Annotated in this window: 15 protein-coding genes; 6 read left to right on the forward strand and 9 right to left on the reverse strand. The window is 39.7% G+C overall.

Annotation, left to right across the window (positions count from 1 at the left end; all coding sequences use genetic code 11):
• Positions 1 to 9 precede the first annotated feature (9 nt).
• Together QUE35_RS05525 and QUE35_RS05530 are read right to left on the reverse strand one after the other, a co-directional pair.
• Positions 10 to 3,636, reverse strand: a complete 3,627-nt coding sequence (locus tag QUE35_RS05525; RefSeq protein ID WP_022601989.1) for a SusC/RagA family TonB-linked outer membrane protein — start codon at positions 3,634 to 3,636, stop codon at positions 10 to 12.
• Between the two features lie 142 nt (positions 3,637 to 3,778).
• A complete protein-coding gene (locus QUE35_RS05530) occupies positions 3,779 to 4,810 on the reverse strand; it encodes a FecR family protein (RefSeq protein ID WP_022601991.1) in 1,032 nt (343 codons plus the stop codon).
• A 685-nt stretch (positions 4,811 to 5,495) separates the two neighbouring features.
• Between QUE35_RS05530 and QUE35_RS05535 the strand changes: the two genes are divergently transcribed.
• Complete coding sequence (locus QUE35_RS05535) at positions 5,496 to 6,089, forward strand: RNA polymerase sigma-70 factor (RefSeq protein ID WP_009318838.1); 594 nt, start codon at positions 5,496 to 5,498, stop codon at positions 6,087 to 6,089.
• A 46-nt stretch (positions 6,090 to 6,135) separates the two neighbouring features.
• Here QUE35_RS05535 and QUE35_RS05540 read toward each other — a convergent pair whose 3' ends face one another.
• Positions 6,136 to 7,194: a helix-turn-helix domain-containing protein gene (locus QUE35_RS05540; protein ID WP_022601993.1), complete on the reverse strand. Its 1,059-nt coding sequence runs from the start codon at positions 7,192 to 7,194 to the stop codon at positions 6,136 to 6,138.
• A gap of 491 nt (positions 7,195 to 7,685) precedes the next feature.
• Here QUE35_RS05540 and QUE35_RS05545 point away from each other — a divergent pair, with 491 nt between their 5' ends.
• Positions 7,686 to 9,500, forward strand: a complete 1,815-nt coding sequence (locus QUE35_RS05545) for a DNA/RNA non-specific endonuclease (protein WP_022601995.1) — start codon at positions 7,686 to 7,688, stop codon at positions 9,498 to 9,500.
• Positions 9,501 to 10,204: 704 nt separating this feature from the next.
• Here QUE35_RS05545 and QUE35_RS05550 read toward each other — a convergent pair.
• Positions 10,205 to 10,861, reverse strand: a complete 657-nt coding sequence (locus QUE35_RS05550) for an HAD family hydrolase (RefSeq protein ID WP_031258809.1) — start codon at positions 10,859 to 10,861, stop codon at positions 10,205 to 10,207.
• Between the two features lie 247 nt (positions 10,862 to 11,108).
• Between QUE35_RS05550 and QUE35_RS05555 the strand changes: the two genes are divergently transcribed.
• Genes QUE35_RS05555 through uxuA form a run of 3 tightly spaced genes read left to right on the forward strand, consistent with a single transcriptional unit; the run spans position 11,109 to position 14,206 of the window.
• A complete protein-coding gene (locus QUE35_RS05555) occupies positions 11,109 to 12,179 on the forward strand; it encodes a LacI family DNA-binding transcriptional regulator (RefSeq protein ID WP_022602000.1) in 1,071 nt (356 codons plus the stop codon).
• A gap of 17 nt (positions 12,180 to 12,196) precedes the next feature.
• Positions 12,197 to 13,009 carry an SDR family oxidoreductase gene (locus QUE35_RS05560; RefSeq protein WP_022602001.1) on the forward strand — a complete coding sequence of 271 codons (813 nt, stop codon included), beginning with the start codon at positions 12,197 to 12,199 and terminating at the stop codon, positions 13,007 to 13,009.
• A 24-nt stretch (positions 13,010 to 13,033) separates the two neighbouring features.
• Positions 13,034 to 14,206: a mannonate dehydratase gene (gene uxuA / locus QUE35_RS05565; RefSeq protein WP_022602002.1), complete on the forward strand. Its 1,173-nt coding sequence runs from the start codon at positions 13,034 to 13,036 to the stop codon at positions 14,204 to 14,206.
• 258 nt (positions 14,207 to 14,464) lie between these two features.
• Here the strand turns inward: uxuA and QUE35_RS05570 are convergent, their stop codons facing one another.
• The 5 genes from QUE35_RS05570 to QUE35_RS05590 all read right to left on the reverse strand — a co-directional run bounded on the left by QUE35_RS05570 (position 14,465) and on the right by QUE35_RS05590 (position 25,130).
• Complete coding sequence (locus tag QUE35_RS05570) at positions 14,465 to 17,473, reverse strand: endo-beta-N-acetylglucosaminidase (RefSeq protein WP_022602003.1); 3,009 nt, start codon at positions 17,471 to 17,473, stop codon at positions 14,465 to 14,467.
• Between the two features lie 85 nt (positions 17,474 to 17,558).
• Positions 17,559 to 19,352, reverse strand: coding sequence for a SusD/RagB family nutrient-binding outer membrane lipoprotein (locus tag QUE35_RS05575; protein WP_031258811.1), 1,794 nt, complete (start codon positions 19,350 to 19,352; stop codon positions 17,559 to 17,561).
• A 19-nt stretch (positions 19,353 to 19,371) separates the two neighbouring features.
• The gene (locus QUE35_RS05580) at positions 19,372 to 22,713 is read right to left on the reverse strand and encodes a SusC/RagA family TonB-linked outer membrane protein (RefSeq protein ID WP_031258813.1); all 3,342 of its coding nucleotides are present in this window, start codon (positions 22,711 to 22,713) and stop codon (positions 19,372 to 19,374) included.
• Positions 22,714 to 23,167: 454 nt separating this feature from the next.
• Positions 23,168 to 23,935 (reverse strand): hypothetical protein, encoded by a 768-nt coding sequence (locus QUE35_RS05585; RefSeq protein ID WP_022602006.1) that lies wholly within the window; start codon positions 23,933 to 23,935, stop codon positions 23,168 to 23,170.
• Between the two features lie 97 nt (positions 23,936 to 24,032).
• Positions 24,033 to 25,130 carry a Gfo/Idh/MocA family protein gene (locus QUE35_RS05590; protein ID WP_022602007.1) on the reverse strand — a complete coding sequence of 366 codons (1,098 nt, stop codon included), beginning with the start codon at positions 25,128 to 25,130 and terminating at the stop codon, positions 24,033 to 24,035.
• A gap of 170 nt (positions 25,131 to 25,300) precedes the next feature.
• On the opposite strand from QUE35_RS05590, the gene QUE35_RS05595 reads away from it, so the two are divergent.
• Positions 25,301 to 25,975 carry a B3/B4 domain-containing protein gene (locus QUE35_RS05595; RefSeq protein ID WP_022602008.1) on the forward strand — a complete coding sequence of 225 codons (675 nt, stop codon included), beginning with the start codon at positions 25,301 to 25,303 and terminating at the stop codon, positions 25,973 to 25,975.
• Positions 25,976 to 25,977 lie beyond the last annotated feature (2 nt).

A 25,977-nucleotide genomic window follows, 5' to 3' on the forward strand; every position in this document is an offset into this window, starting at 1 on the left:
TTTATTCGTTTAGAATGTTGCTTTAACTGTTAAACCAAAAGAGCGCGTTGTCGGCATACTGAAAATATCGACATTACCTAATGCATTCTGTGTACTGAGCGATGTTTCGGGATCGATAGGTGCATCTTTATAGAGGAAAAACAGATTCCGGGCATTTGCCGAAAGGGTCAAATTTTTGCTTGCTCCGAAAAGGTTGCGGAACGTGTATCCGATAGAAACTTCACGTAACCGGAAATTGGTAGCATTATATACATAATTGCGGCCTACCGGAGCACCTCCCCCAATAGTAGTATAATATGACTCGACAGGAACAATCTGTGTCGTACCGGGGATATACATTCCCGGTTTGGAAACAGTTCCGTCTTCAGAAGTCCAATAAAGATTATTCGCTATAGCATTATCCCGAGCCTGACCGGTTCTTTCCGAAGTCCCGAAATAATCAAGGTAAGCTTCGGTAAACGAAATCACCTTACCCCCTATTTTACCATCGATCAGAAAATAAAATTGAAAATCTTTATATGTGAAGGTATTCGACCACCCAAGCGTATGCTTGGCGTTCATATTTCCTAAATATTCATTGGCTTGTCCGTTTTTCTTAAAAGGTTTGCCTTCTTCATCAACAATCACCTCTCCGGTAATCTCATCGGTCATAAACCCTACCGCATACAGATCCCCGTAAGAGCCGCCTTCCTCAAATTTCACTTTCAAACCACTGAGGTTTCCCATATCCACTTCATATTTATATGGCTGCCCATTTTGTTTACGTGCCACCGTAATAATTTTATTATCATTAAACGCATAGTTCACATTGGTTACCCAACTGAAATTACGGTTAGGAGCCAAGACATAAGAAGCGGTCAACTCAATACCTTGGTTGCGGACTTTTCCACCATTGATAAAAATCGTCTTATTACCGGCACCCGGATATGTCATATATTGATTTTTCATAAGCGCATTGTAATAAGTAGCCTCTAAATTGATCGTACGGTCCAATAAACTGACATCGAAACCGACTTCAACCGATTGCGTCGTTTCAGGTTTCGGATTTTTAAAAGATACAACACCGTTATTGATATAGGCTCCGGTCACAGGATTACGGTTTGAAGAAGCCAATAACAGCAAATTAGGCACGGAGTTACCTACCTCAGAATAAGAAGCCCGAACTTTTAACTCATTGATCTGACGAGGCAATTCGAATATATTGGAAAGTCGAGCATTAGCACCGGCAGAGTAATAGGCAAAGTGCGGAGACATATCCGGGAACTGCGTGAAAGCACGATACCAGTCATCTCGATAACTACCCTCAACCGTAACTTTATCTTTATACGTTAATTGCGCAGTAGCGAATATAGAACGCTCCCAATCCTTATCGACTAATCCTCCAAAATTTTCGCTGCTATTCAAATAAATATCTTCCAACACAAACTGATTACAAGAAAGATCGACAATATAAGGAGCTCCAGATTTGGCAATCGGGGTAATCTTCCATCGGTTGGAAAAAGAATTAAACATAGAACCACCCGCATTTACGCCTAATGTAAAATCTCCTATATTTTTATTATAACTCAACATAAAATCTCCGTAGAAATCATAATACTTAGTGTGATCGAGTATAAGACGTCCACGGTCTATCATCTCGGCATTTCCCCAAGTAGTCGCATATTGGCGGTTCTCGCTGTTCATCTCGTTATAATCATATTTAACACGAGCCTGCAAATTAAGCCCGTCTAAAATTTGATAATTAGCAGACACGCTACCGAACGTACGGTTTATGACATCCTCGCTGGTCATGCGGTTGAGTAGCCACCAAGGGTTGTTCAGATTGATAGCATCGGTAAACCATACTTGTTTTCCATAATTGGCATCAGAAAGCTGCGAAGTATATCCCGATTTAATTACCGAGATAGGAAGTCCGTCTTTACCGGTCTGTTGCTCGATCACACTATAAGGATTAGATGTCCAAGTACCGTTCAAATCATAATAATTCTTACGGTAATAGTTCATATCCAGATTGCGAGGGGCAGTATATAACTGATAAATCGGATTGAAGAATGTTCCCCCCGAAGGACGATTTATGGTTTTTTGATTGATGTAGTTAACCGAAATATCGATTTTCAACTTATCATCGAAGAAAGAAAAATTTTCGCGCAAGGCCAGATTATGACGATGAAATTTATTCGTTTCAACGATGCCGTTCGCAGTCGTATTTCCATAAGAAAAATAAGTATGTATCGTTTTATTGCCACCGCTTAATGCGACAGTATTATTGAAATTAGAACCCACCTTGAAAAAATCGCTCGGGTCATAAGGATTCCGGCTCAAATGGTACGGTGAATACTGCGAATTAAAATAATCATCGGAAAGATCGGACATCCGTTGTCCCCAACTGTTAGATCCCATCGTAAAACCGTTTTCGGCAGAACCTGCCATCAACGCTCCATAAGTATTCTGCACTTTAGGCAATACCAAGGGCGTCTCAAATGTCGTACTGCTCGACACATCGATGCGCAAAGCCCCCTCACGCCCTTTTTTCGTAGTAATCATCAACACCCCGTTAGATGCAGCACTACCGTATAAGGCAGCCGCATTAGCACCTTTCAATACCGTAATGCTTTCTATATCGTCCGGATTAAGTTGGGAAAGCGCATCGCTTCCTTCTGTCGATCCATCGACCATCAAATTAGCACCTCCGGAATCCATATTCATCTCACCGGATACCTCATTTCTCATCGGCACACCATCGATAACAATCAACGGACTGTTATTTCCCTTTATCGAGGCATTACCGCGAAGCAATATCTTCGATGCTCCCCCAGCACCTCCCGAATTAGGCGTAATCACAAGTCCCGCACTTTTCCCCTGTAGAGAATTGATAAGATTCGTCTCTTTAGCCCGAGTAAGTTCATCGCCTCCTACCGTCTGAGTAGAATAAGTCAATGTCTCTTCTTTACGAGCGATACCCATAGCCGTAACGACAACTTCTCCCAAGACTTTAGCATCCTCTTTTAAAACGATTTTCAGTGTACCTTCGGTCGCTTTTACCGTTTGAGGAACATAACCTACATAAGAAATAAGCAATTCGCTATTTTTCGGTACTTTAATTGTAAAATTTCCGTCAAAATCAGAAATCGTACCATTGGTCGTTCCCTTTTGTGCGATATTAGCACCAATAACAGGCTCACCCTTTTCGTCTACAATAGTTCCCGATACCGAGATTTTCCCATTCTGCGCAACCGGCTCAGATACCGATCCGGTCATTTTTCCTGCATGAGCAACTGTTTCTCGAGAAAGTATAATTTGACGGTTCGAAATAGTATATTTAATACCTGTTCCTTTGAACATTTCATCAAGAACAGCATTAATAGTACCACCATTTACTTTAACAGACACTCTACGGTTCAAATCGATAGATTTGTCATTATACAAAAAGACATAATCTGAATTCTTTTCGATCTTTTCGATCACTTGTTCTACCGGTTCATTATTCACTGAAATAGATATTGTTCCGCTCTGAGCATAAAGATTCTCAGCTTGAATTTGAGAGAAAGCAAACAGGGAGAGAAACAACCCGATCTTCATTTTTCGAAACATACAAGAAGTAACTGTATGATATTCACACTTTTTCCTTTTTTTCATGATACTCTTTATAACTTAAATTAATCTCTAATTTTACATAATAACAGACCGCTCTGATTTTCAAGAGCTTCACTGTCGTGTTTTTCAAAATTCCATAGGCATACAAATTTTAATTTTTCAATTTCTATTATTATTCATCACTTTATTCAAGGTATATATTGATTCGTTTTCGAGAAAGTGTCGTATCGCAATTCTGGGCAGGAGCAGCAACCTCCCATTTTATAGGAGCAGTCATGCTCAAATAATCCAAGATTTGAAAAATATCTTCTCCGGTAAATGTTGCACGGTAATTATATTCGGTATTCTTTTTATTCACGAAATGAATGTCTACATTATAACGACGAGACAGGAACTTGAATATTTTATCCAACGAGGCATTCCTGAAGACAACCTTCCCATCTTTCCACGCAGTTTTTTCATAAGTTTCGATCGATTTTACATATGTATTTTTATCTTGGCGATCATAATAGAAACACTCCCCGGGTCTAAGAGCCATATTAATATTTCCGGCTGCATTTTCAACATTCACCCTTCCTTCTTCCAATACTACCTCAATCGTACGCTCATCATCATAAGCGCTTACATTAAATTTCGTCCCCGTAACCCGGACACTTAATCCTCCGGGAGTATTTACATAAAAAGGATGTTTCTTATCCGACTCCACCTCAAAATAAGCCTCTCCCCGTATTTCTACTCTCCGGGATTCTTCACTAAAACGGGTCGGATAACGTAACCAGCTTCCCGAATTAAGCCAAACATACGATTTATCAGGCAACTGATACTTAGAAATCGTTCCCGGAGCAGCATTCACTTCGACATAAGTAATATCTGCAAACGAGTCTTTTACCTGCAGATAACCTAAGATTCCGGTCAATCCGATAAGCGGAAAAACAATAATTGCGGCTACACGGCTGAATATCTCGAATATACGAGAACGTCTATTGGCATTTATACGAGACGCCACCTTTTTATATGCTTTACGAGTATCAATCTCCGACAACTCGCTCATCTGTTTGTCCAAATACAACAACCTCTTTACGGAAGCTAACAACGCAGCATCTTCTTCCGAAAGCTGCTCTTCTATTTTTTTCCCCTCCTCGGGGTCGAGCTTCCCGCTATAATAATCGAAGACTTTTTGAGGTTGGGGTTTTATATTTTCTGAAATCTTTTCCATATCTGTTTTTGCATATTCGTTTAATAGACAAACAGCCTCAGCAAAAACAGACAGTTACAACATAAGTTTTTTATAAAAATCTGATTTTGTACATTTTAAAAATATTATAAATAAATCCGTGCGATTTTTGGATAAAAAGAGTGAAGCGAGAAATATTAAAATATTAAATACAAAAGTGTTTTTCAAAAAAATAAAAACAGGTTAATCCTTGTATATTCCATTTTTTTCTACTTATTTAGCCTTTGATTTTTTAATTTGACAAAATCATTTTAGTGTTTACAAATCGGGTTACAATGATTTATTACTTTTGGATATAATATAAAATTGATTGGCATCATACTTTTTCTATATGCGACACAAAAAACGGAGTTAAAATCCCAAAAGTTCTTTGTAAAATTTATCTTTTGTATTTCAGTCGGAGATTAATCATAATCGATCGGAAATAAAACCAACGATTTGAAGTTATTCTATTTAAAATTGCAGAAATGAGTAGTTTAATCCAAACATCTTAGACCTTATAATTGTAAATCTTAAATTTAATCTGACTGAACTATACACTTTTTACAAACGATAAAGACAGTTGATTTTGTAGACAAACTCTATGCAGAAAATAAACAGATACCTCAATTTTTAGAAATGCTTTTACAAAATAACGGCATAATTCAAATTAAGTTTACAAAGGGATATGCAGGCTGATGAATTATTAATAGAAATATCAGAGAATAATAGTCAAAAAGCTTTCAAATTACTGTTTGAATCCTATTATCCATCTTTATGTATATTCGGCCGCCGTTATATCGAATCAGAAGAGGTCGTTGAAGACGTGGTTCAAGACGTTTTTACATCCTTATGGGAAAACCGCCATAGAATAAATATCGAAACTTCTGCAAAGAACTATTTGATTACCATGACCCGAAATTTCTGTCTGAATTACTTACAAAGAAACCGGATAGAACAAAATTACATACAAGGGAAAATGACAAACCCGTTCGAGATCGGCAGTAACGATCTGGAAGAAGTCGTTCTTTTCTCCGAACTTAAATCTTTGATGATAGAAACTCTGAAAACACTACCTTTTGAATACCAACAGGTATTCATTATGAGCCGGTTCGAAAACAAAAATTACCGCGAAATTGCTGAAACTTTGGGTATATCGGTAAAGTCGGTAGAACGTTATAAAATGCGCACAGAGATGAAACTCCGTGAAAATTTGCAAGACTACATCTCTATTATGATTATCGTAATGATCATACAAATTCTTGCGGAAATGAATCATTGACAATAAAATTTCTCTCAAACCCGGCCCGAGCAAAATTCAGACAGTTCTAACATTTGATTTGACGTTTTTTCAGGTATCGGGCCGGGGTTTCTCCGATGCTTTTAACAAAAGCACGATTAAATGTAGATAGAGAGTTGAAACCGCTTAATTCGGCTATTTCCATTAAAGTCCTGCGTTCATCCGATGAGAGCAGAGCACAAGCCTCCTTTATTCTGAATCCGTTTACATATTCATAGAAAGTCGTGTCGAGATCGTTATTTAAATATTCCGACAGATAAGTACGGTTTGTCCCTATTGCCGTCGCCACTTCGGTAAGAGTCAGTTTAGGATTTAGAAACATTCGTTCATTTTCCATATATTCTTGCAATTTTTTAAAGGGAAAATTTTGTATCTCATGAGACCCTTTCTGTTCAGGTTTCGGCATAAATAATCTGGACGTACTCGGCATTTCTATAACCGAATGTTTTTGGGATAATCGATAAATATAAGTCCAAACGATAATAGATATTGCATAATAAGCGGCATCGTTCAACCAATTTTCTTCCCAAAGGAGAATGGTCCAGAGTACAAGACATATATATAATGCTGTTATAGCCTTGCGTACCCATGAAATACTCAAGTTCTCGATATCCGAGAAATTGTTTTTTATATAATTGTCACGACGGGAACTTGCCATGAAAACAATAACAGTAATTATTGTTCCGAAAACAAGGGCATATAACATTGCCGCCTTAAAAATAACAGAAGACGGGTATATGATGTATGCGACTATAAATAATACCGAAGGCATAGACATTCCTATGATTCTGCGTAATGTGACCCATCCGGGAGAGATAACTTCGAAGAAAAAAAGAGCCATTAACGGAACATATAACATATCGGTACTCATTGTTATACTCGTTATATACGGGTTGTACCATACGCCTTTTATCAAAAATCCCATATCCTTGAATTCGAGGAATGCAAGAAAAATCATGCTACAGAAAAGCAACCTCATCATATTGCTGCGGTGTCTTAAAGGATATAACTGAATACTGGCAAGTATAAAGAACATAAATGCTGCACCATGTATAAAATGTGCTAAGTTCTCATAAAATGGATTCATTGTTCATCTCGTTAATCTATTCTGACAAATAGGGCTTTATTTACAAAGATATAAGAATTATAAAATTTATACAACACATGTAGTTTAATGATTATTGCATATATTAATATTACAATCATTTTATTGTGAACATATTATAGTGAAAATTCGGTTTGAAGATTTGAGTCTGTCCAAATTTTGCCAAGATTGGCTTTGAGAGTTCCATTTGAGTATATATTCTTGTTTTTATAAGAATGACAGCAGCTTTCTGACAAATGAAAACGAGAAAACAGGCCGGATAACATTTTTTATCGGAAAACTCAAGCTGTCCCTAATATTCTATGTCATTTTTATCGAATGACTCCTTTTTTTGTTTTAATGACACGATAATTTATTTATTGAATATTCTTTTTATCGATTGATTCCCTGAATATTTCGGGTTATTCTCATATTTGCTTTCAACTTAATTCCAAAATATTTTTACAAATTCATCAATAATCCTCACCTATCGTATGAAGAAGTATAGTTATCTACTACTTATTTTCCTATCCGTTTACTTCACCGGATGTGAAAAAGATGAGACCATAACAGAACTTGAAGAAGCGACATTATCCGTTTCTCCCGAAAATCTGAATTTCGACGAAAACAATCCGTCAAACAATCAAATTACCATTATCTCCAATGTCTCATGGAGTATAAATGTCAGCAACAACGCTTTGAAAGTCGACAAAAGCGAAGGCGGGCCCGGAGAAAACAAAGTTTCTGTAACCGATATCCCCGCAGGCGAAACCTATATGCTTACGATCTCTACCGTAAAAAGAAACGAGACAGATAAAACAATATCAAAAAGTATCGCCGTAACTCGTCAACCGAAAGGCTTCACCAGCGAAACAGTCTATTACGATAATCTCGACAAAGCAATTTGGAGCGGAAGCGGAAACCCATTTATAGACCAATGGGACGGTTATATAAATGCGACGGGAACGGGTGCTGAAAACATCGAATATACGGGACGAACCGTTTCTGTTCGAAACAGTTTTCAATCTTCGGGATATGCAGGAGCATCTCGCAAAAATGCATTCTATTTCGGAGGAAAAGATGCTTATGTGACGGTCAATAATATACAACTTCAACCCGGGCAAACGTCTTTTCAGCTCTCTTTCGGATGTTGTAAATTCGAAGGCGACTTCGATACATCTTCCAATATCAAAGTATATATCAGCGGAAACGGAAGTTCGATGAAACCTCTTGCCTACAACCGGTCTACAACAAACTCTTGGGCGCTGGCAACCGCTCTGTTCAGTATACATAACACAGTTCCCCAAACACTATCCATCATGTTCGTAGCCGACGACTACAATATCAGAATGGATGACATCAAACTGGTAACGAGCAATCAGTCGACAGAGCAAATATTCGATTTCTCCACAACGAACTATTCATGTGTAGAGACACCCAAAACTATCAAAACCAATAGTAATTACAAATATGTTACACATTTTGCCGAAACATTGATAAGCCAAAAGCATGTACGCAATTACACGGCATGTTACGACACATACCGACACAATCCCATGTGGGTGGCCTATCCTGTACACCAATGTTACCATGAAAAAGGGTTCGGACGTACAAATCCCGATCCTTGGCGTCCCGACCCGAAATTTTCGGCAAGCCAGCAATCTGTTATCTACCCGAGTGACTGGAACGATTGGCCTTGGTCAATGAACGGTAATGAACCTACCGACTTATACTATTATTGGAGGCCTTATAATAACAAAAACTTTACCAAAGGACATTTACTGCGCTCGGCCGATCGAGGCGGCGCTGGAAGCGAAATGAACATACAGACTTTCTATCCTACCAATATCGCTCCCGAAGCATATCTATACGGAGATCATTGGAGCAAAGTGGAAGAGTTGTTATCCGATACATGGGAATGTTCCGATACGACATATGTCGTTGCAGGATGTTATTATGCAAATGATGGTTACAAAACTTATGATGCAAGTAATTGGAATACCCTGTCGACTTTATCCAAAGAATGCGTAATTCCAACAGCTCGATACAAAGTAATACTTCGTACCAAAAACGGAAGTTCAGGTAAACCGATCGCCGAATGTTCACCGGACGAAGTTATGGCAATCGGATTCTGGTTTCCGCAGAATCTTAACAACGAAAATCCGAGTACGACACCTCCGTTAAGCGACTATATATACTCGGTATCTGAAATAGAACAAAAGATCGGCAACGAATTCGAATTTTTCCCGACAGCTCCTGCCGAAGTTAAAAATCGAGTAAACATCAATGACTGGCCGGGACTGAACTAAAAATCTGTCTAAATTTTCCAATAAAATGGAGTTTAGACAGGTCTTAAAACTCTATCAATGAAAAGACCTGCCCGACAAATGGGGAATGCCGGACAGGTCTTCTTTATATACCGATCAACAAAAACTCAAATAATCGCAGTACTATATAGTCTTCAAAAGAAAAATAAAACCAGTATTTCAACAAAATAATAAGTGGCATATAAACAAAAAATGGTTGTCTCACGACAACCAATCTTCGTTAACCTTAAATCTAATACTATGAAAAACACTGTGCAAATATAGAGAAAACATGCTATAAAACATATTAATAATCAAACAAAATATTTTGCATTAACTTTATTTAAACTTTAAAATCAAAACTGAAGCCTCTATTACAAGACCTTTTTTTATTTTCAAATTCCATGTAGCAAAATACAAATCGAAACAAATAAGCATTCATACATAATAAAAATATAAGAAAAAACGATTTTTAACCGATATTTTTCACTATTCAGCGATAACAATACGGATTTTATCGATTTTTTTTTGCATAATAATTTTTCTATTTTATTTTTGTAATGATCAAAAAAGCATATACTACCTGTACAGAATGATTTTTTGATTAAACTATTCTATATATTTTGGTTACTCGGCAGCCATTCCGTGAGGAAAGGCTGTCGTTGTTTTTTATATTCCGGCTCAACAACTTCGCAGCAATAAAAAAATTAAAGACGGCCCGACAGTTCCAATATCTCGGCAGGAGAATCCACGACATAACAAGCACCGTTTTCGACCAGCTCTTCACGAGTGCGGAAACCCCATGTCACACCCACAGAAGTAACTGTCGCCGCTGCAGCCGTCTGCATATCTACCCCCGAATCTCCGATATATAGCGCCTCATTCACCGATACACCATTCACCTGTAGGATTTCTTTTACAATGACCGGATCAGGTTTTACCGGAATTCCCTCACGCTGGCCGAGTACCGCGGAAAAAACGATGTCTTTAAAATAGTAGCGCACCAACTTCTCCGTACCTTCTTGATACTTATTCGAAGCAACAGCCAAAGCAATGCCTTTATGTTGCAATTCTCTTAATAATTCTGAAATGCCCGGATAAGGAACTGTCAAGCATGTATTGTTTTGGGTATAATGCTCCAAAAAGAAACCTCTCATCCTTCCTATATTTTCCGGCGTACACTCACTCTCGGGAAGAGCCCTTTCAAAAAGTTTATTTATTCCGTTCCCGACAAAATAATTATAAGCATCAGTTTCATGTTCAGGAAAACCACATTGTTTCAATGCATAATTGGTACTCCCCGCCAAATCACTGATCGTATTCAGCAAAGTACCGTCCAAATCAAATATTACCAACTTTATCATCTTCATCTGTTTTTTATGGAACGAAAGTAGAAAAAATAGGTTTACCATACAAACAGACTCTTTTTATGTTTTACAGCATAGTCAATCTACATACCACAACATATAAAATGGTAATAATCAACATATTAAATATAACCAAATTAAAATGTGCACGCACACACAATAAAAAATATTATAAATACCCGATATTTTTCGCTACATTTGCGAATCATAAATGTGTACGCACACACATAGCATAAAATTGCTCATGACCGATAAAACAAAAAATGTTCGCATTTCAGATATTGCCCGTATGGCAGGAGTATCCGTCGGAACAGTCGATCGGATTCTGCATAACAGAGGAAAAGTGTCTAAAACAGCCCAAGAAAAAGTAAACCGAGTATTGCAAGAAGTTGAATACCGACCCAATCTCATGGCTCGGTCGCTGGCATTGAAAAAGCAATTCAATATTGCAGCTTTGATTCCGGCTTTCCGGCCGGGAGAATATTGGGAAAAGGCTGCGGAAGGGATAGACAAAGCTGCCGGAGAGCTGAACGACTACAACATTGTCGTTCAAAAAATATTCTTCGACCAATATGACCAAACCTCATTCAAGCACGTTTGTGAAATGGTTCTTTCTGATGAATTTAACGGAGTATTGATCGGAACATTATTTTCAGACTCGGTAACCGAACTCTCTGCCCGCCTCGATGAAAAACAGATACCATACGTATATATCGATTCCAACATCCCCGAAAACAATCAATTGGCATATTTCGGGACCAATTCTTATGACGGAGGATATATTGCCGCAAAATTGCTTACGGGGAAAATAGCACAAGGAAGCGATATTCTCATCGGAAAAATAATTCGAGAACGAAACAACAGTTCTACTCAGGTAAAAAACAGAGAAAAGGGTTTTATGGAATATCTCCATAAAACTGGTTTCTCCGGTCATGTCTTCTCGTGCGAACTGCATATCGACGAACCCGAATATAATGAAAAAATCCTAAACCGGATATTCAAAGCCAATCCCGGCATAAAAGGAGCTGTCGTATTTAATTCGGTATGTTGCGTATTGGCAGATTACTTGGAGAACAACGGTAAAAGAGAGATAAAGCTGGTGGGATATGACCTTATCGAAAGAAATATACGACATCTGTCAGAAGGGACGATTACATGGCTTATCGCCCAACGCCCCGAGATACAAGGATACAACGGAATAAAAGCATTGGGGAATTTTCTGACATACGGTAAAAAAGCGCCTCGAATCAACTTTATGCCGATAGATATTCTTATTAAAGAAAATATCGGCTATTATCAAAACAATAATCTTTAAAACTTAATATTACAATTATGGCAAATCTATTCAGTGTAAAAGACAAAGTAGTGGTAATGACCGGAGCTGCCGGTATTCTCGGACGTACGATATCTTCATATCTTGCCGGAGAAGGTGCAAAAATGGTTATCCTCGATCGTAATGAAGAAGCGGGAAACGAACTGGTAAATAACATTAAAGCTGCCGGAAACGAAGCCATATTTCTATATACCGACGTGCTGAACAAAGAAGTCTTATTGCAAAACAAAAAAGATATTATCGCCAGATACGGTCGTATAGATGTATTGCTTAACGCAGCAGGAGGTAATATGGCGGGTGCTACGATTCCTCCCGAAAAGACGATTTTCGATCTTGACGTGGAGGCTTTCCGAAAAGTTGTCGATTTGAATCTTTTCGGTACGGTATTGCCCACAATGGTATTTGCAGAAGAGATGGCGAAACAAAAAGAAGGGGCTATCGTAAATTTCAGCTCCGAATCGGCTCTACGTCCACTAACCCGTGTCGTAGGCTATGGTGCAGCAAAAGCCGCAATATCGAACTTTACAAAATATATGGCCGGCGAACTGGCTCTGAAATTCGGACCGGGATTGCGTGTCAACGCCATTGCTCCGGGATTTTTCCTGACCGAACAAAACCGCACTTTATTAACTAATCCCGACGGTTCACTGACCGATCGCTCACGTGTTATCCTCGCTCACACACCGTTCGGACGTTTCGGTGAACCTGAAGAACTTGTCGGAACGATCCAATACCTGATCAGCGACGCCTCGAAATTCGTAAGCGGAACAGTGGCTATCGTCGACGGAGGATTCGACGCATTCTCGATTTAATAACCAATTTAGAAAATTACAGATATGATTTTATGCGAACAAACATGGCGCTGGTACGGACCGAATGACCCTGTCAGCCTGCAAGATATAAAACAAGCCGGAGCTACCGGAATCGTAAATGCCCTGCATCAAATTCCCAACGGAGAGGTATGGACTGTTGAAGAGATCATGAAACGCAAAAAAATGATCGAAAATGCCGGACTCAAATGGTCGGTCGTAGAGAGTGTTCCGGTACATGAGCATATAAAAACCCAGACCGGGGATTTCCAGAAATATATCGATAATTATAAAGAAAGTTTACGGAATCTAGCCCAATGCGGCATATATATCGTGACTTATAACTTCATGCCGGTACTCGACTGGACCCGTACCGATCTCGCCTATACCATGCCCGACGGATCGAAAGCCTTGCGTTTCGAACGGGCGGCTTTTCTTGCCTTCGACCTTTTTATACTGAAAAGACCGGGTGCTGAAAAAGAATATTCCGATGAAGAAAAGGCCAAGGCAAAAGCCCGTTATGATCAAATGAGCGAAGCCGACAAGCAATTACTTATACGCAACATGATTGCCGGGTTACCGGGATCGGAAGAGAGCTTTACCGTAGAACAATTTCAGGAAGCCCTCGATCGGTATAAAGACATAGATGCGGAAAAACTACGTGCCAATTTGATCTATTTCTTAAAAGAAATCACTCCGATAGCTGACGAAGTCGGCGTAAAATTAGTCATTCATCCGGATGATCCCCCCTACCCGATTTTGGGATTGCCAAGAATATTGAGTACCGAAGAAGATTTCAGAAAACTGATCGAAGCTGTTCCGAACGAATCGAACGGACTTTGTCTGTGTACCGGATCATTCGGTGTACGGGGAGACAATGATCTTGCCGGAATGATGGAACGTTTCGGCGACCGCATCAATTTTGTACATTTGAGAAGTACGCAACGGGATGAAGAGGGAAATTTCTACGAAGCCAATCATCTCGAAGGAAATGTCGATATGTATAACGTAATGAAAAACTTCCTGCTGTTGCAACAACGCAGAGGTGTCTCCATACCGATGCGTCCCGACCACGGACACCAAATGATCGATGATCTCCACAAAAAAACCAATCCCGGATATTCTTGTTTGGGTCGGATGCGTGGTTTGGCCGAATTACGCGGATTGGAAATCGGCATCGCGAAATCTCTATTTAATTAAATAAGACATTTTTTCTTTTATACATAACAGACCGTTATTTCCGGAATCCGGGAATAACGGTCGTTATTTTTTTTATATTTAATGTAGGTTCGTTTATAAAGGAGTGTCTAAATTTTACTTGAACAAAGTTGTAGAGAAATTCATACAAATAGTCTGTTGCTCTCTCAGGAGGAGAACGTATCGACTCCGCTTTTACAAAAAAAATGCCCTTCCGAAATTTAGTTTCGGAAAGGCATTCCAACTTTTCGCAAATCTTACTTACTTCACGAATTTACCGGAACGAATAACTTTTCCGTATTGCATACGAACAATATAAGCTCCGTTTGCAAAATCTGCTACACTATATTTATCAGGATTAGTCAGATATTTAACCAAACCACCGTCGACACTGTAAATCCAAGCCTTATCAACATTTATAAAGTTAATCACATTGTCGGCAACATAGAAGCTCGACACTTCGCTATTAACGTTGTTGATACCTTCCGGAGTCTGATCGAGACCTTCCGGCTCTTCTGCAATACCTTGATCATGAGTATCTGCCGGAGCCGGGCGAGGTTCATTGTCACCTGAAATTTCTACTCCAAAATCGATTGAGAATCCCTTCGCATGAAGCCCTGTAGGCAAGAACGAACCTTCGAACCATGCATCTGAGAATACGATACGCAAACGGCTATTACCCGGACGAGCATCTTCCGGTATAGTAAATGTATGAGTAATACCCGTTGTCTGGAATTCAGGAGTTGCAGCTCGAATATTACCTACACGGAACAATCGTTCACCTTGAGCAGGATTTTCATCGATCGGATCAGGATTGAAAGTTCCGCTTCCATCCAAATCCATCCAACCACCGGCAAAGCAATATTTCAAACCGTCAGAAAAATCTGCACATTTGATTGTAAGAGTAACTTCTTGACCTTGTTCTACCTTCAAAACTTTATCAGTAGCATTCACATATTGTGTTCCGTCAGTCTGAGGACCATCAGCATGGTAATCAATATTCTGAGTAGCTCCGACTGTAGTGAAATCAGTTACATAACGTTGTTCGCGTGCAATATCAGCTCCCTCACAATTCGGGTCCATCTGACTGATACCATAAGAATTATCATCTCTAACAGGCAAAGCATCTTGATCTGCACGAGCAACTTCTACCCACTCTATCGGAGAATACGTTTTCAAATCGGTAGAAACCGCACGCACCCCGATAAACGGTTGATCATCGGCATTTTCAAAAATAATATCACCAACATAAACAGCCCATTGCGTAGTACGAGCTATTTCAGAAATACGCCCCTCTTCACCGTTCTTATAAAGAATTTCGAAATGATCGACATTAGCCTCGTCATTGAATAATAAATCCCAATCAGCACGATCTTCGGCAGCTTTATCCAACTTCCAGTTTGCTTTAATAGAAAGAGAAGTCTTGGTTTCTTCTTTTACTTCTACAACCACATCCTGTACATTAGCCGGTACGGTCTTAACATTGTCGTTGATCTCCAATTTTCCGACATAAAGTTTATAATTATCGTCCGAACCTTTTACTCGCAAACCGATACGTTCGATCACATCACCCTGATTAATTCCGGAAAGCATAATTTTCTTTTCCTGCCAGGTAGTACCTGTTGTCTCACCTACGGGAAATTCTAACCAAGTACCGTCTTGCTTTTTCAAAATAACATACAAATTGGTTGCATTATTACCTTCTTTACCGCTTTTTACGGCAATATTGGCATAAGCTCCCGATGCACTCGATGTAAGCGCAGTCTGGAAAAGAACGATATCTGTACCTGTAGAAGTAGCTTCTCCTGTCAACTTCAAGCAAGAACCTCCGGTATAAGCATCGTCATGAGAAAATTCCGGTTGAATTTTATCACTTGCCGTCAGAGTTTCCGGCTCTGTTACCAACCAACGGTAGGTCGGCACACGATCTTGATTAGCCATATTATACCATGCACCGGCCGTTTTCTTTCCTTTATAATTATAACGGTCACCGTTACCTAAGTTAAAATAGGTAGCAAAAGGCAGATTACCTTGAATAGCCGAACGTTCGGGAATCCACGTTGCCAAACCGGCAAATGTAGAAAGAGGTAATTTATCCCCCTCTTTTTCCCAATTGTTTCCTGTATTACTTATTTCTGGACGATTCAACGGATTGCGGTTACCTCCCGAAAAAGCCCGTTCGAGCAAAGATTGATAATTGCTTTGTGCTTCATAAGCATCCGCTCCCGAATTATAAGTCCAAAAACGACTCGCATTATGCTCGCCCCAAAGACAAATACCGCACCTCTTGTCATCGTCAGTAGCATTTAATCGAGACCAGCCACGATCCATACTTACGATCCATACGCCTGCATAAAGTCCCTCAGACGTACCCATAACTTCTTCCGCCTTACGGACAGAAGCTCCCATATTATAAGAAAAATCCGAAGCTGCATAATTCAACATCGTATGAGCAGTACGTCCGGTTTCATCACCAAACAAGGCATTCGGATTACCTACGATAGATGACATTGCCGTATATAATCCCAAATGGAAATTATCAAAACCACAAGCAGCGGCTTCTTTATACAATGCCTTATTGAAGGCAATCGTAGTTTCATTGGTATATCCGGTATCTTCCCAGTTATAGTTAATACCATCTGCACCGAAATACATCAAGCAATTAATCATCGGTTTTACATACTTGAACGTACCGTCAGTATTCTTCTCGCTGATTATTCTATTCCACTCTCCGGAATCAACTCCCCAACTTTCAAAAAATTTGATACCGCTCATAATATTGGTTCCGTTCTTGTGTGCAGCATCAACCCACGCACCTGGAGCAGAGAAAAAACCATGATTCCATGACCCGAACAGATTAGTGTAGTTCCACATAGAGAATACATCATCTGCAAAATTAGTCGTAGGTTGCCCTACAGCCCCATCTTTACCCGTACTCATCGGAATATTCATCCAAAGATCCCGTTTTTCATACGTATCGGGAAGAAGACGATTGGCTCGATCTATAATTTGAGCTTTACGCACATGCGAACGAATAAATGCAATGTCAGAAGGAAGAATACCTTTGGCAGCAAACTCTTCTTCTGTCGGGTAATTACGTCCCTTCTGCAATGCATTATAGAACAATTCCATCAAATCTACATCCACAAAACCGGAAAAATCATACACCTCTTTCGTTGCAGTTTCCGACATCTGTGACATCGCTGTGCCCGGTGTACCCATTACCGAACAACATACCATAGCACTGATAATCAAGTGTCTTTTTTTCATAAGCAAATAATTTTAATTTAGGTTGTTTAGTTAATGAATAGTATTTCGACATTGTGCCGAAATACTATTCTTGTTTTCTCATATATTAAAAGTTAGGCTGGTCTACATCCCACCACAAGCGCGTAGCCTGGAGATCTGCTCCTCCCAGCGCTTTAAGACCGGTAGCCTGAATATCCCGGATAGAAGCATCATCGGTATTCGGGAAAGGCATACGGCGGATCAAATCTCCTTCAGACAAAGAACCGTCTCCGTTACCCGGATTTATCACCGGGAACACCTTCGGATAGCCCGTACGGCGCATATCTACCCACGGTTCATAACTATACGGATACGCTGCGATATATTTCTGGGTAATGATTTTTTCGAGTTTAATCTCACGAGTATCTCCATCGTTCCACTTTACTCCGATTTGGGTAACGCTCGGTTCATTATTTACAATACCTTGCGGATCGACATAAGTATAGGCAACAGGAGTTTCGAGATTTTTATATTCATCGAGACGAGTAACATAAGTCGATGCCATTTTCATATCCCGGTCTTCGAGATAGGCATTGTCAAGTCCTCGATTATAGAAAAACGATTCCGATCCTCCCATATCCCAACCATAAAGACGGCCTTCTGCACGCAAGAAGTCCACTTCCGACATTTTCATCAAATAAAGAGGCGGTGCATATCCTGCAAATACTTGCGCGCTCAATTTACTGCATCCGGCATAAGGATTAGAGCCTGACGCCTGACCGGTTCCCGGAGTAACACCTTCCCGCATACCGATAATACGTGTATTAGCCGGAGTCGCTTCTCCTGTCGTCTTATTTACAAAAGCATTTCCATTCTTTTCGAACACATAATCGGCGTAAGGGTGATTCAGACTTTTAAGCAAACTTTCGAATGATGCGCTCAAGCGGGAATCTCCCCAAGTATTGGTTATCTCCAAAAGCGGATGAGTCATTCCTAAATACATAGGACGCAAACCGATCTCATCATCCGTACTCTCGATAACACCATCACGAACAGCTTCTTCCGCCCATTCTTTTGCCATTGGGTTATCGACCTTGACAATGTGCATCGCCATACGCAACTTAAACGAATTGGCAAAACGAATCCATGTCTCGACATTGGTCGCTTTCATCATAGATAAGTCGGACAAATGCTGACTCATCTGGCCTTTAACTTTCGATTTATACCATTCCGGTTTCTGATCGAAATAGTGAAGACATTTGAGAACGGTATCTACATTTGCCTTAATATTCACATAAATAGTTCGCAAATCATTATACGTAAACGGCGAGCTTTGTTTGTTCGCCTTGAAATCGACATACGGAAACGGTCCGTACAAATCGGCGATTTCCTGAGAGGCATAATTGAATAAAAGCAGGAAAATCGCTTTCATTTCGGGAATAGAGTCTATTTCCGGACGGTTTAACAGTGGTACAAATACATTTTTGGAAATCTCATAGCAGGAGAATGGTCCCGGATTGAAATCGGGACTTACGGCATAGATATGTCTCAGCTCCCCGTACATAAAATCGGAATGCGGAACAACCGAGAATTGTGCATAGTTATCGGGTCCTAAAGAAAATTGACGTTGATAGGAGTGTGCTCCAGGCATCTGGCCTTCTTTTCCACCTCGCATAGCGTATATTCCACCGCGAGCCTGTCTAAAAGAGGTGTTCAACGCCTGAATAGCAGCATCTAATCCCTCTTCCGAAATAGATTTCATATAATCGATACTGTCTGCTGCTCCATGGTAGATCGTATCATCTACCTTTATTTCTGTCTGGTCGAAATCGTCTGTCGGGATATCATAATCCAGACATGATTGAAAGACAAGTAGTGCAACCGATCCCAAAAGCGTGAAAAATATTTTGTTTTTTTTCATAAGATATACTGCTTTATGATTAGAAATTAACATTCAAAGAGAATCCGAATGATCGTGATGAAGGCATGTTGAACATCTCAAATGCTCCGGCTCCGTTAGCTGTAGAAAGCGATACATCGGGATCGACCGGACTGTCCTTGTAAATAAAAAACAGGTTGCGGGCAATGAACGAAAGAGTCAAATTCTTATTTTCTCCAATCAGATTACGGAACGTGTAACCCAAAGAAAGCTCTCGCAAACGGAAATTGGTACCGTTATAGATATATTGCGAAGAAGCCGGCGATGCTCCTCCGATACCTTTATAATAAGACGAGATCGGCACGACTCGATTACTGCCATCGGGTAGATACATTCCCGGCTGCGAGCCATAATCAGAAGCTATGAGATTGTGTTGCTCTGCATATTGACGGGCTTCGGCCGTACGTTCCGACAAACCTGAACCGTCGAGATAGGCTTCGGTAAACGAAATTACTTTACCGCCAATGCGACCGTTGATCAGGAAGAACAAAGAAAAATCTTTATAGCGAATGGTATTGCTCCAACCCATTTGCCATTTCGAATTCATATTGCCGGCATAAACGCCATACTGCTTGTTCGCCTCAGTTTCTAATTGAGGTTTACCTTCGGAATCGAGAACATAATACCCCTTTTCATCGCGCTTGAAATCCGTCACATACATATCTCCGATAGAGCCGCCTTTACGGTAACGTACACGAACTCCCATCAAATCGTTATAAATGAGTTTTTCACTACCATCCTCTTCGTATGAAGTCTCGAGTATCTTATTATCATTGAATGATACGTTATAAGAAGTTTTCCAAGACCAGTTCTTCCCGAAACGGAAATTATACCCGACTGTAGCTTCGATTCCCTGATTGCGAACCTTGCCAGAGTTTACTGGTTCTGACAAGCCGGATGCATTCGTCGCTATCATATAAAGATCTTGCATCTTAGAGTTATAATAGGTAAGGTCTAAATTGAGTCGATTATCTAAAAACATCATTTCGACACCGGTCTCAACGGACTTTGTCTTTTCGGGTAACGGATTAGCAAAACGAGCATATGCACTCGGTGAAATAACTCCGGTTTTAAGATCTTCTGTCCCTTTTGCATAAACCTGATTAGGAATAGAGTTTCCTACTTCTGAATAAGAAAGGCGATACTTTAAATAACTGAACCAATCAGGTAATTCAACAAGAGAGCTGACAATGGCATTGGCACCGACTCCGAAATAACCATAGTTATCTGGAGTACCACGGTCGGAAAATTGCTTATATGCACGATACCAGTCACGACGATAAGACCCGTCGATATATACTTTTTCCTGCCAACCCAATTGAGCCGTAATAAGTGCGGCTTTATCCCAATCTGTCAACTTAGTAGTCTTGGTAGCAGATGTTCCTCCGGCATTTGTCTGGAACAAATTGACACGTGTCGAAAGCATTTGATTATTCGGATCTATATAAGTAGCCACCACATCGGTCTTTTGAGTCTCCGTTTCTCGCAAGTGGCCTACCCAACCGGCTGTAGCCGACACGGAAAAATCTCCGAAAGTCTTATTGTAACTCAACAAATAGTCGGTATAGATTTCATTGGCCGTTTCAATGTCTTTCCAATAATTTCCGTAATCATCCATGTTTGAAGGAAGGAATGTCGTTGCATAACGACGACTATCTTTCTTATATTTAGTGTGATCGATGCTGACACGCGCCTGAAAACTCAATCCGTCATAAATATCGGCACGACCGGTTATCGTACCATAGAAACGGTCTTCGTTCACTTTGTTTCGATTCTGATTCATCAACCAATAAGGATTATTTTGTCTAGCTTCCATATACGCCCAGTTTTGCATAGGACCGGAAAGCGCTACACGAGTCGGAGTCAACACATACTGACCCTGGTCAAGTACATAAATAGATCTTACGTTACTGTTCCATGTTCCGTCTATGGCATAATTATTACGATAATAACCGATATCGATATTGCGCGGCATCATGTACATGTGATAAATCGGGTTTCCGGTCGTACCGCCACCGGGACGATTACGGGTCACAGTTTGTACATAATTCATAGACATGTCGAAATGGAGGCGTTTAAAAAATTCATAACTTTGACGGAATGCAAAAGAGTTACGATTGTAAGAGTTACTTTCTAGCATTCCTTTAGAGTGAGAATTACCAAAAGAAAAATAGGTTTGAATCTTATCCGTACCACCTGACAATGCAATCGAGTTGTTGGCAGTAAGACCAGTACGGTAAAAATCGTCAAGGTCGTTACCTGCACTATTACGCAGATATACTTCATGTGTTCGGTCTGCTCCGAACTGGTCTCCATCCAATGGAACATTGATCACCAAATTATCTGCACTGCGTGCCGAAACTTTATCGCCCCAGCTATCTACAGATAACTGATCTCCGATACTCGAGGATGTGACCTCCGCACCATAAATATTTTGAATTTTCGGTGTCAAAAGCGGTGTGTCGAAAGTAAGATTTGAAGAGAAATTGATGGCTAACTTGCCTTCCTTTCCTCTCTTTGTCGTTATCATCACGACTCCATTAGCGGCAGCCGATCCGTAAAGTGCGGCTGCATTAGCCCCCTTCAACACATTGATAGATTCTATATCATCGGGATTGATCATAGATAGCGGATCGGATCCTTCACCTACGCCAGAACTCGTCATGGTCGTGAGATCGGTCATCTGACCACGAATATTATTGGTCATGGGAACACCATCGACAACAATCAACGGGGTACTAGAACCGAAAACCGACTTGTTACCGCGAAGAATAATTTTCGAAGCTCCTCCGGCGCCACCGGCACTCGGAGTAATAACGACTCCCGAAACTTTTCCTTCGATAGAGTTTGCGACATTCGGATCTTGTACTCTGTTCAGGTCGTCACTTTTAATCTGTTGTGTAGCGTAAGTCAATGATTTCTCTTTACGCAAGATACCCATAGCTGTTACTACAACTTCATTAAGAGCATGGCTCTCTTCTTTAAGAACGACATTTATCTCTTTCTTTCCACCGACAACAATAGTTTGCGAAGTATAACCTACATAAGAGAAAATCAAGGTCGGATTCTCAATGTCTGTAGAAATGCTGTATTTCCCATCCATATCAGACATCGTTCCCTGAGTAGAATTTTTCAAAGCAATACTAACACCGATCAGCGGTTCTCCTTTTTCATCTGTTACGACCCCCTTTACGGTGATCTTCTTCTGAGCAACTCCGCTCTCGGCAGAACTTTTTGTTTCAGTTCTTGCGTCTCCCGTACCTGCATACAAGGACATTCCCTGCAACATAGCAACAGAGATCAGCAAAGCAGCTCTTAGTTTAGCAAAATAGTTTTTTCTCATAAATATAGTTTGATTGATTTTAGTTTTTTCATCAAGATTAAAAGACTGGCATTAGAAGTTTATTACACACTACGATCAATACAAAAAGTTTTTTAGTAATTATTTTTTCATAAATATTTTCGGCATTCAGATTTAAAACTATTATTATATTTCCAAAAACATTTAATAGACAAATAGGTGACTTAAAAAACGTCAGCTACTTTCAATTTTTTTATGTCAACTTTATTGAAAAAAACAGGAAATATCATTTAAAGCAAAAACAAATATCTAAAAATCAATACCATACAATAATATATATTTAACAATAAAAAAAGAAAGATTTTTACTGTCGGCATTAAAAAATCGAGATATACTAAAAAGAGAGTTGTTCCAAAACAAAAAACATTGCCCGGCAGATCCTAAAAACTGAATCTGTCGGGCAATGCTTTTTATGCCTCAAAAACTAAACACTCATTTATTCATCGAATTCTTCATTATCATAATCTACTGCAGAGACCCCGTCCGTAATATTTTCGTTTTCCCGGTAAAGCGCCCAAAGCACTCTATAAGCAATCGTACTTATAAACGAACTCATGACTATAGTAAAAAATACACCTATGACCAGTGCAAGCAACCCCAATACATTCAACAACAATATCGACAAATACAATAATATGAGTTTCCATTCATAACCTTTTGTTATGTACCAACTCCTTTTTAACGCCGCCCTGCATCCTAACTCCGTATCGAGTATAATTATCCCCGCAAAAGAGATGCGAATCATAATCCAACATAACAAGATAGATAAACCCGCCAAAATAAGATAACCGAGTAAAGGTATGAAGACTGAAATTGCCGGCGGAGTTTTTATGGCAAAATCAGCCGCAATAAAAGCAATCAGTCCCAAAACGACAATAACCGATAAAATCAAGATCTCTAACTTCAAATAAGTCCATGCCCGAGACCAAATAGAGAGGAATACACTCATTTTCGGTTCCATCCCGTCAAGAATATTCAAAATCAATTTGCCGAACCCCATTCCAAATCCCCAAGACAATATCGCAGCCAGCAAATTTCCCAAGATATAACGCCCCGAAGTAACATTCTCTCCCGAGATAAGACTCAAAAACAGAGACACGACCATAAAGGCTAAATACAAGCCAACCATAGTAACTCCTTGTTTTTTCATAAAATCCCAAGATTTACGAAACATCATACTTTGGGAAAAAGAAACATTTTCCATAGTTCAAAATTTTTATGATTAATAATAATTTCAGAGCCCGTCGTCTAATCTCGGCTAAGCTCTATTGTATAATTTAATAATATTCCTCTCAAAAAATTTATTTTTTCAGACGAATCACCTTGCCTCTTTCCGCACTTTTCACGGCAGACTCAAGTATTTCCACAACGATCAGATTGTTCTCTAATGAAGATAAGTCTTGCGGAGAAATTTGTATTTCTTTCCGTACCGCAGCTTTCAGAAAATAGAACGGATCATTATACGGAGTCTTTAATCGAGGAGCAACGACAGAATTTTCCTTCCTATCTGTATAAACCCGCATCTTGACAGGCGTATCTTGATAAATATACCCTTGTGAACCGTAAATGTGCATATCTTTCCTATTCATCGGCCAATTCCATGAACCCATAATCTGAACAGTCGCCGAAGGATACTCAAGTATAATCGTTGCATCATCATCAACTTTAGGATATACATGCGGCTTCTGATGTTTCAAGACCGCATATACACTGACAGGTTTTTGATTGTCAAAAAACCATGTAGCTAAATTCGCCCCGTAACACCCGAAATCAGTCACCGCACCTCCTCCGTTCAATACCGGATCTGTCAACCACCGGAGAAACTCTTCGCTGCATTTAATCTCGACCGGACCTTGGTGTCCGTCATAAACCTCCATACGGGTTATGTCACCAATACTCTCCTTGTCCTTTATCAAACGATAAGCTTCATGATTAGTATCATACCACGTGGTTTCATAATTGGTCAACAACAATATACCATTCTTCCGCGCAAGTTCTGCCATACGGTTGGCATGTTTCATACTTACGGCAAGAGGTTTTTCCACCATAACATGTATCCCCCTCGGAGCACACGCTTCAACAACCCGCAAATGATCATAAATAGGCTCATATACAATAACAGCTTCAGGTTGCGATTTATCGAGCATTTCCTCTAAATTCTCATAAAAAAGAGAAGGGTCGACCTTTTTCCGTAACGGAGTTTTTTCTCTAAGAGCTGCATCTCTTTCTGCGACTCCGACAATCTGAAAATCGCCTCTATCGAGCCTGACCAACACTTCATGTAAATGGGAATGAGAAAGACCGGCAATACCCAGCCTCAGCGGAGAGTTATCTTCGGCTCGTAATAAAACGCAACAACAGAAGAACACTAATAAACTTATTGTACGAGGTGCTTTCATAATAATTATGTATGTATTGTAAAATTGAAATCGAATAAAGATTTATCTATATGACGATAAAGTTAACAAAAAACAATAAGTTAAAAAACATTTCCATAAAATTTAAGACGATTCTTATATATTAAGAATGCGAATTCGTATTTTTGTCTTGCAATTTTCAATACAAACAAATGAAAATACGACTTTCTATCTCGGATACAATCAAACAAACATGCCCCGAATTTACTGCTGGACTTGTCTGTGCTCAAGTAAAAAACAGTTTATATAACGAATCTCTTTGGAAAGAGATTGAAGAGGAAATAACTCAAATCCGACAAGAATACCCTTTAGAAACAATCAATAAACGGGAAACGATACTGGCAACACGGAAAGTATATAAAAACTTAGGGAAAGACCCGAATCGCTATCGTCCTTCAGCCGAAGCTTTATGCCGTCGGTTGACAAAGGGGATGGAATTATATCATATCTCGACATTAGTGGATCTTATCAATTTGGTGTCTATTCGTACCGGATATTCTATAGGAGGTTTTGATGCCGGAAAAATAGAGGGGGACTTTCTGACTTTAGGCGTCGGTAAAGAAAACGAATTATTCCATGCTATAGGACGGGGTATATTGAACATAGAAAATCTTCCGGTATATAGAGATGCAACAGGTCCTATCGGGACACCGACAAGTGACGAAGAAAGGACAAAACTTTCTCCCGATACGACACAAATACTAATCATTATCAACGGATATTCAGGAGAAAACGGTGTAGAAAACGCTATAAAGCTAACGACAGATTTGTTAACCCGTTATGCTTATGCCTGCGATATCGAGACCGACTATGTCCGGACTTATTAAGT

The sequence above is a fragment of the Coprobacter fastidiosus genome, assembly GCF_030296935.1.
GTDB classification, from domain to species: Bacteria; Bacteroidota; Bacteroidia; order Bacteroidales; family Coprobacteraceae; genus Coprobacter; species Coprobacter fastidiosus.

Coding starts and splice junctions, on each gene's coding strand:
- QUE35_RS05535 (WP_009318838.1), top strand. CDS start 5,496: ATGCAGGCTGATGAATTATTAATAGAAATATCAGAGAATAATAGTCAA.
- QUE35_RS05555 (WP_022602000.1), top strand. CDS start 11,109: ATGACCGATAAAACAAAAAATGTTCGCATTTCAGATATTGCCCGTATG.
- QUE35_RS05550 (WP_031258809.1), bottom strand. CDS start 10,861: ATGATAAAGTTGGTAATATTTGATTTGGACGGTACTTTGCTGAATACG.
- QUE35_RS05590 (WP_022602007.1), bottom strand. CDS start 25,130: ATGAAAGCACCTCGTACAATAAGTTTATTAGTGTTCTTCTGTTGTTGC.
- QUE35_RS05595 (WP_022602008.1), top strand. CDS start 25,301: ATGAAAATACGACTTTCTATCTCGGATACAATCAAACAAACATGCCCC.
- QUE35_RS05540 (WP_022601993.1), bottom strand. CDS start 7,194: ATGAATCCATTTTATGAGAACTTAGCACATTTTATACATGGTGCAGCA.
- QUE35_RS05585 (WP_022602006.1), bottom strand. CDS start 23,935: ATGGAAAATGTTTCTTTTTCCCAAAGTATGATGTTTCGTAAATCTTGG.
- QUE35_RS05570 (WP_022602003.1), bottom strand. CDS start 17,473: ATGAAAAAAAGACACTTGATTATCAGTGCTATGGTATGTTGTTCGGTA.
- QUE35_RS05530 (WP_022601991.1), bottom strand. CDS start 4,810: ATGGAAAAGATTTCAGAAAATATAAAACCCCAACCTCAAAAAGTCTTC.
- QUE35_RS05575 (WP_031258811.1), bottom strand. CDS start 19,352: ATGAAAAAAAACAAAATATTTTTCACGCTTTTGGGATCGGTTGCACTA.
- uxuA (WP_022602002.1), top strand. CDS start 13,034: ATGATTTTATGCGAACAAACATGGCGCTGGTACGGACCGAATGACCCT.
- QUE35_RS05560 (WP_022602001.1), top strand. CDS start 12,197: ATGGCAAATCTATTCAGTGTAAAAGACAAAGTAGTGGTAATGACCGGA.
- QUE35_RS05545 (WP_022601995.1), top strand. CDS start 7,686: ATGAAGAAGTATAGTTATCTACTACTTATTTTCCTATCCGTTTACTTC.
- QUE35_RS05580 (WP_031258813.1), bottom strand. CDS start 22,713: ATGAGAAAAAACTATTTTGCTAAACTAAGAGCTGCTTTGCTGATCTCT.
- QUE35_RS05525 (WP_022601989.1), bottom strand. CDS start 3,636: ATGAAAAAAAGGAAAAAGTGTGAATATCATACAGTTACTTCTTGTATG.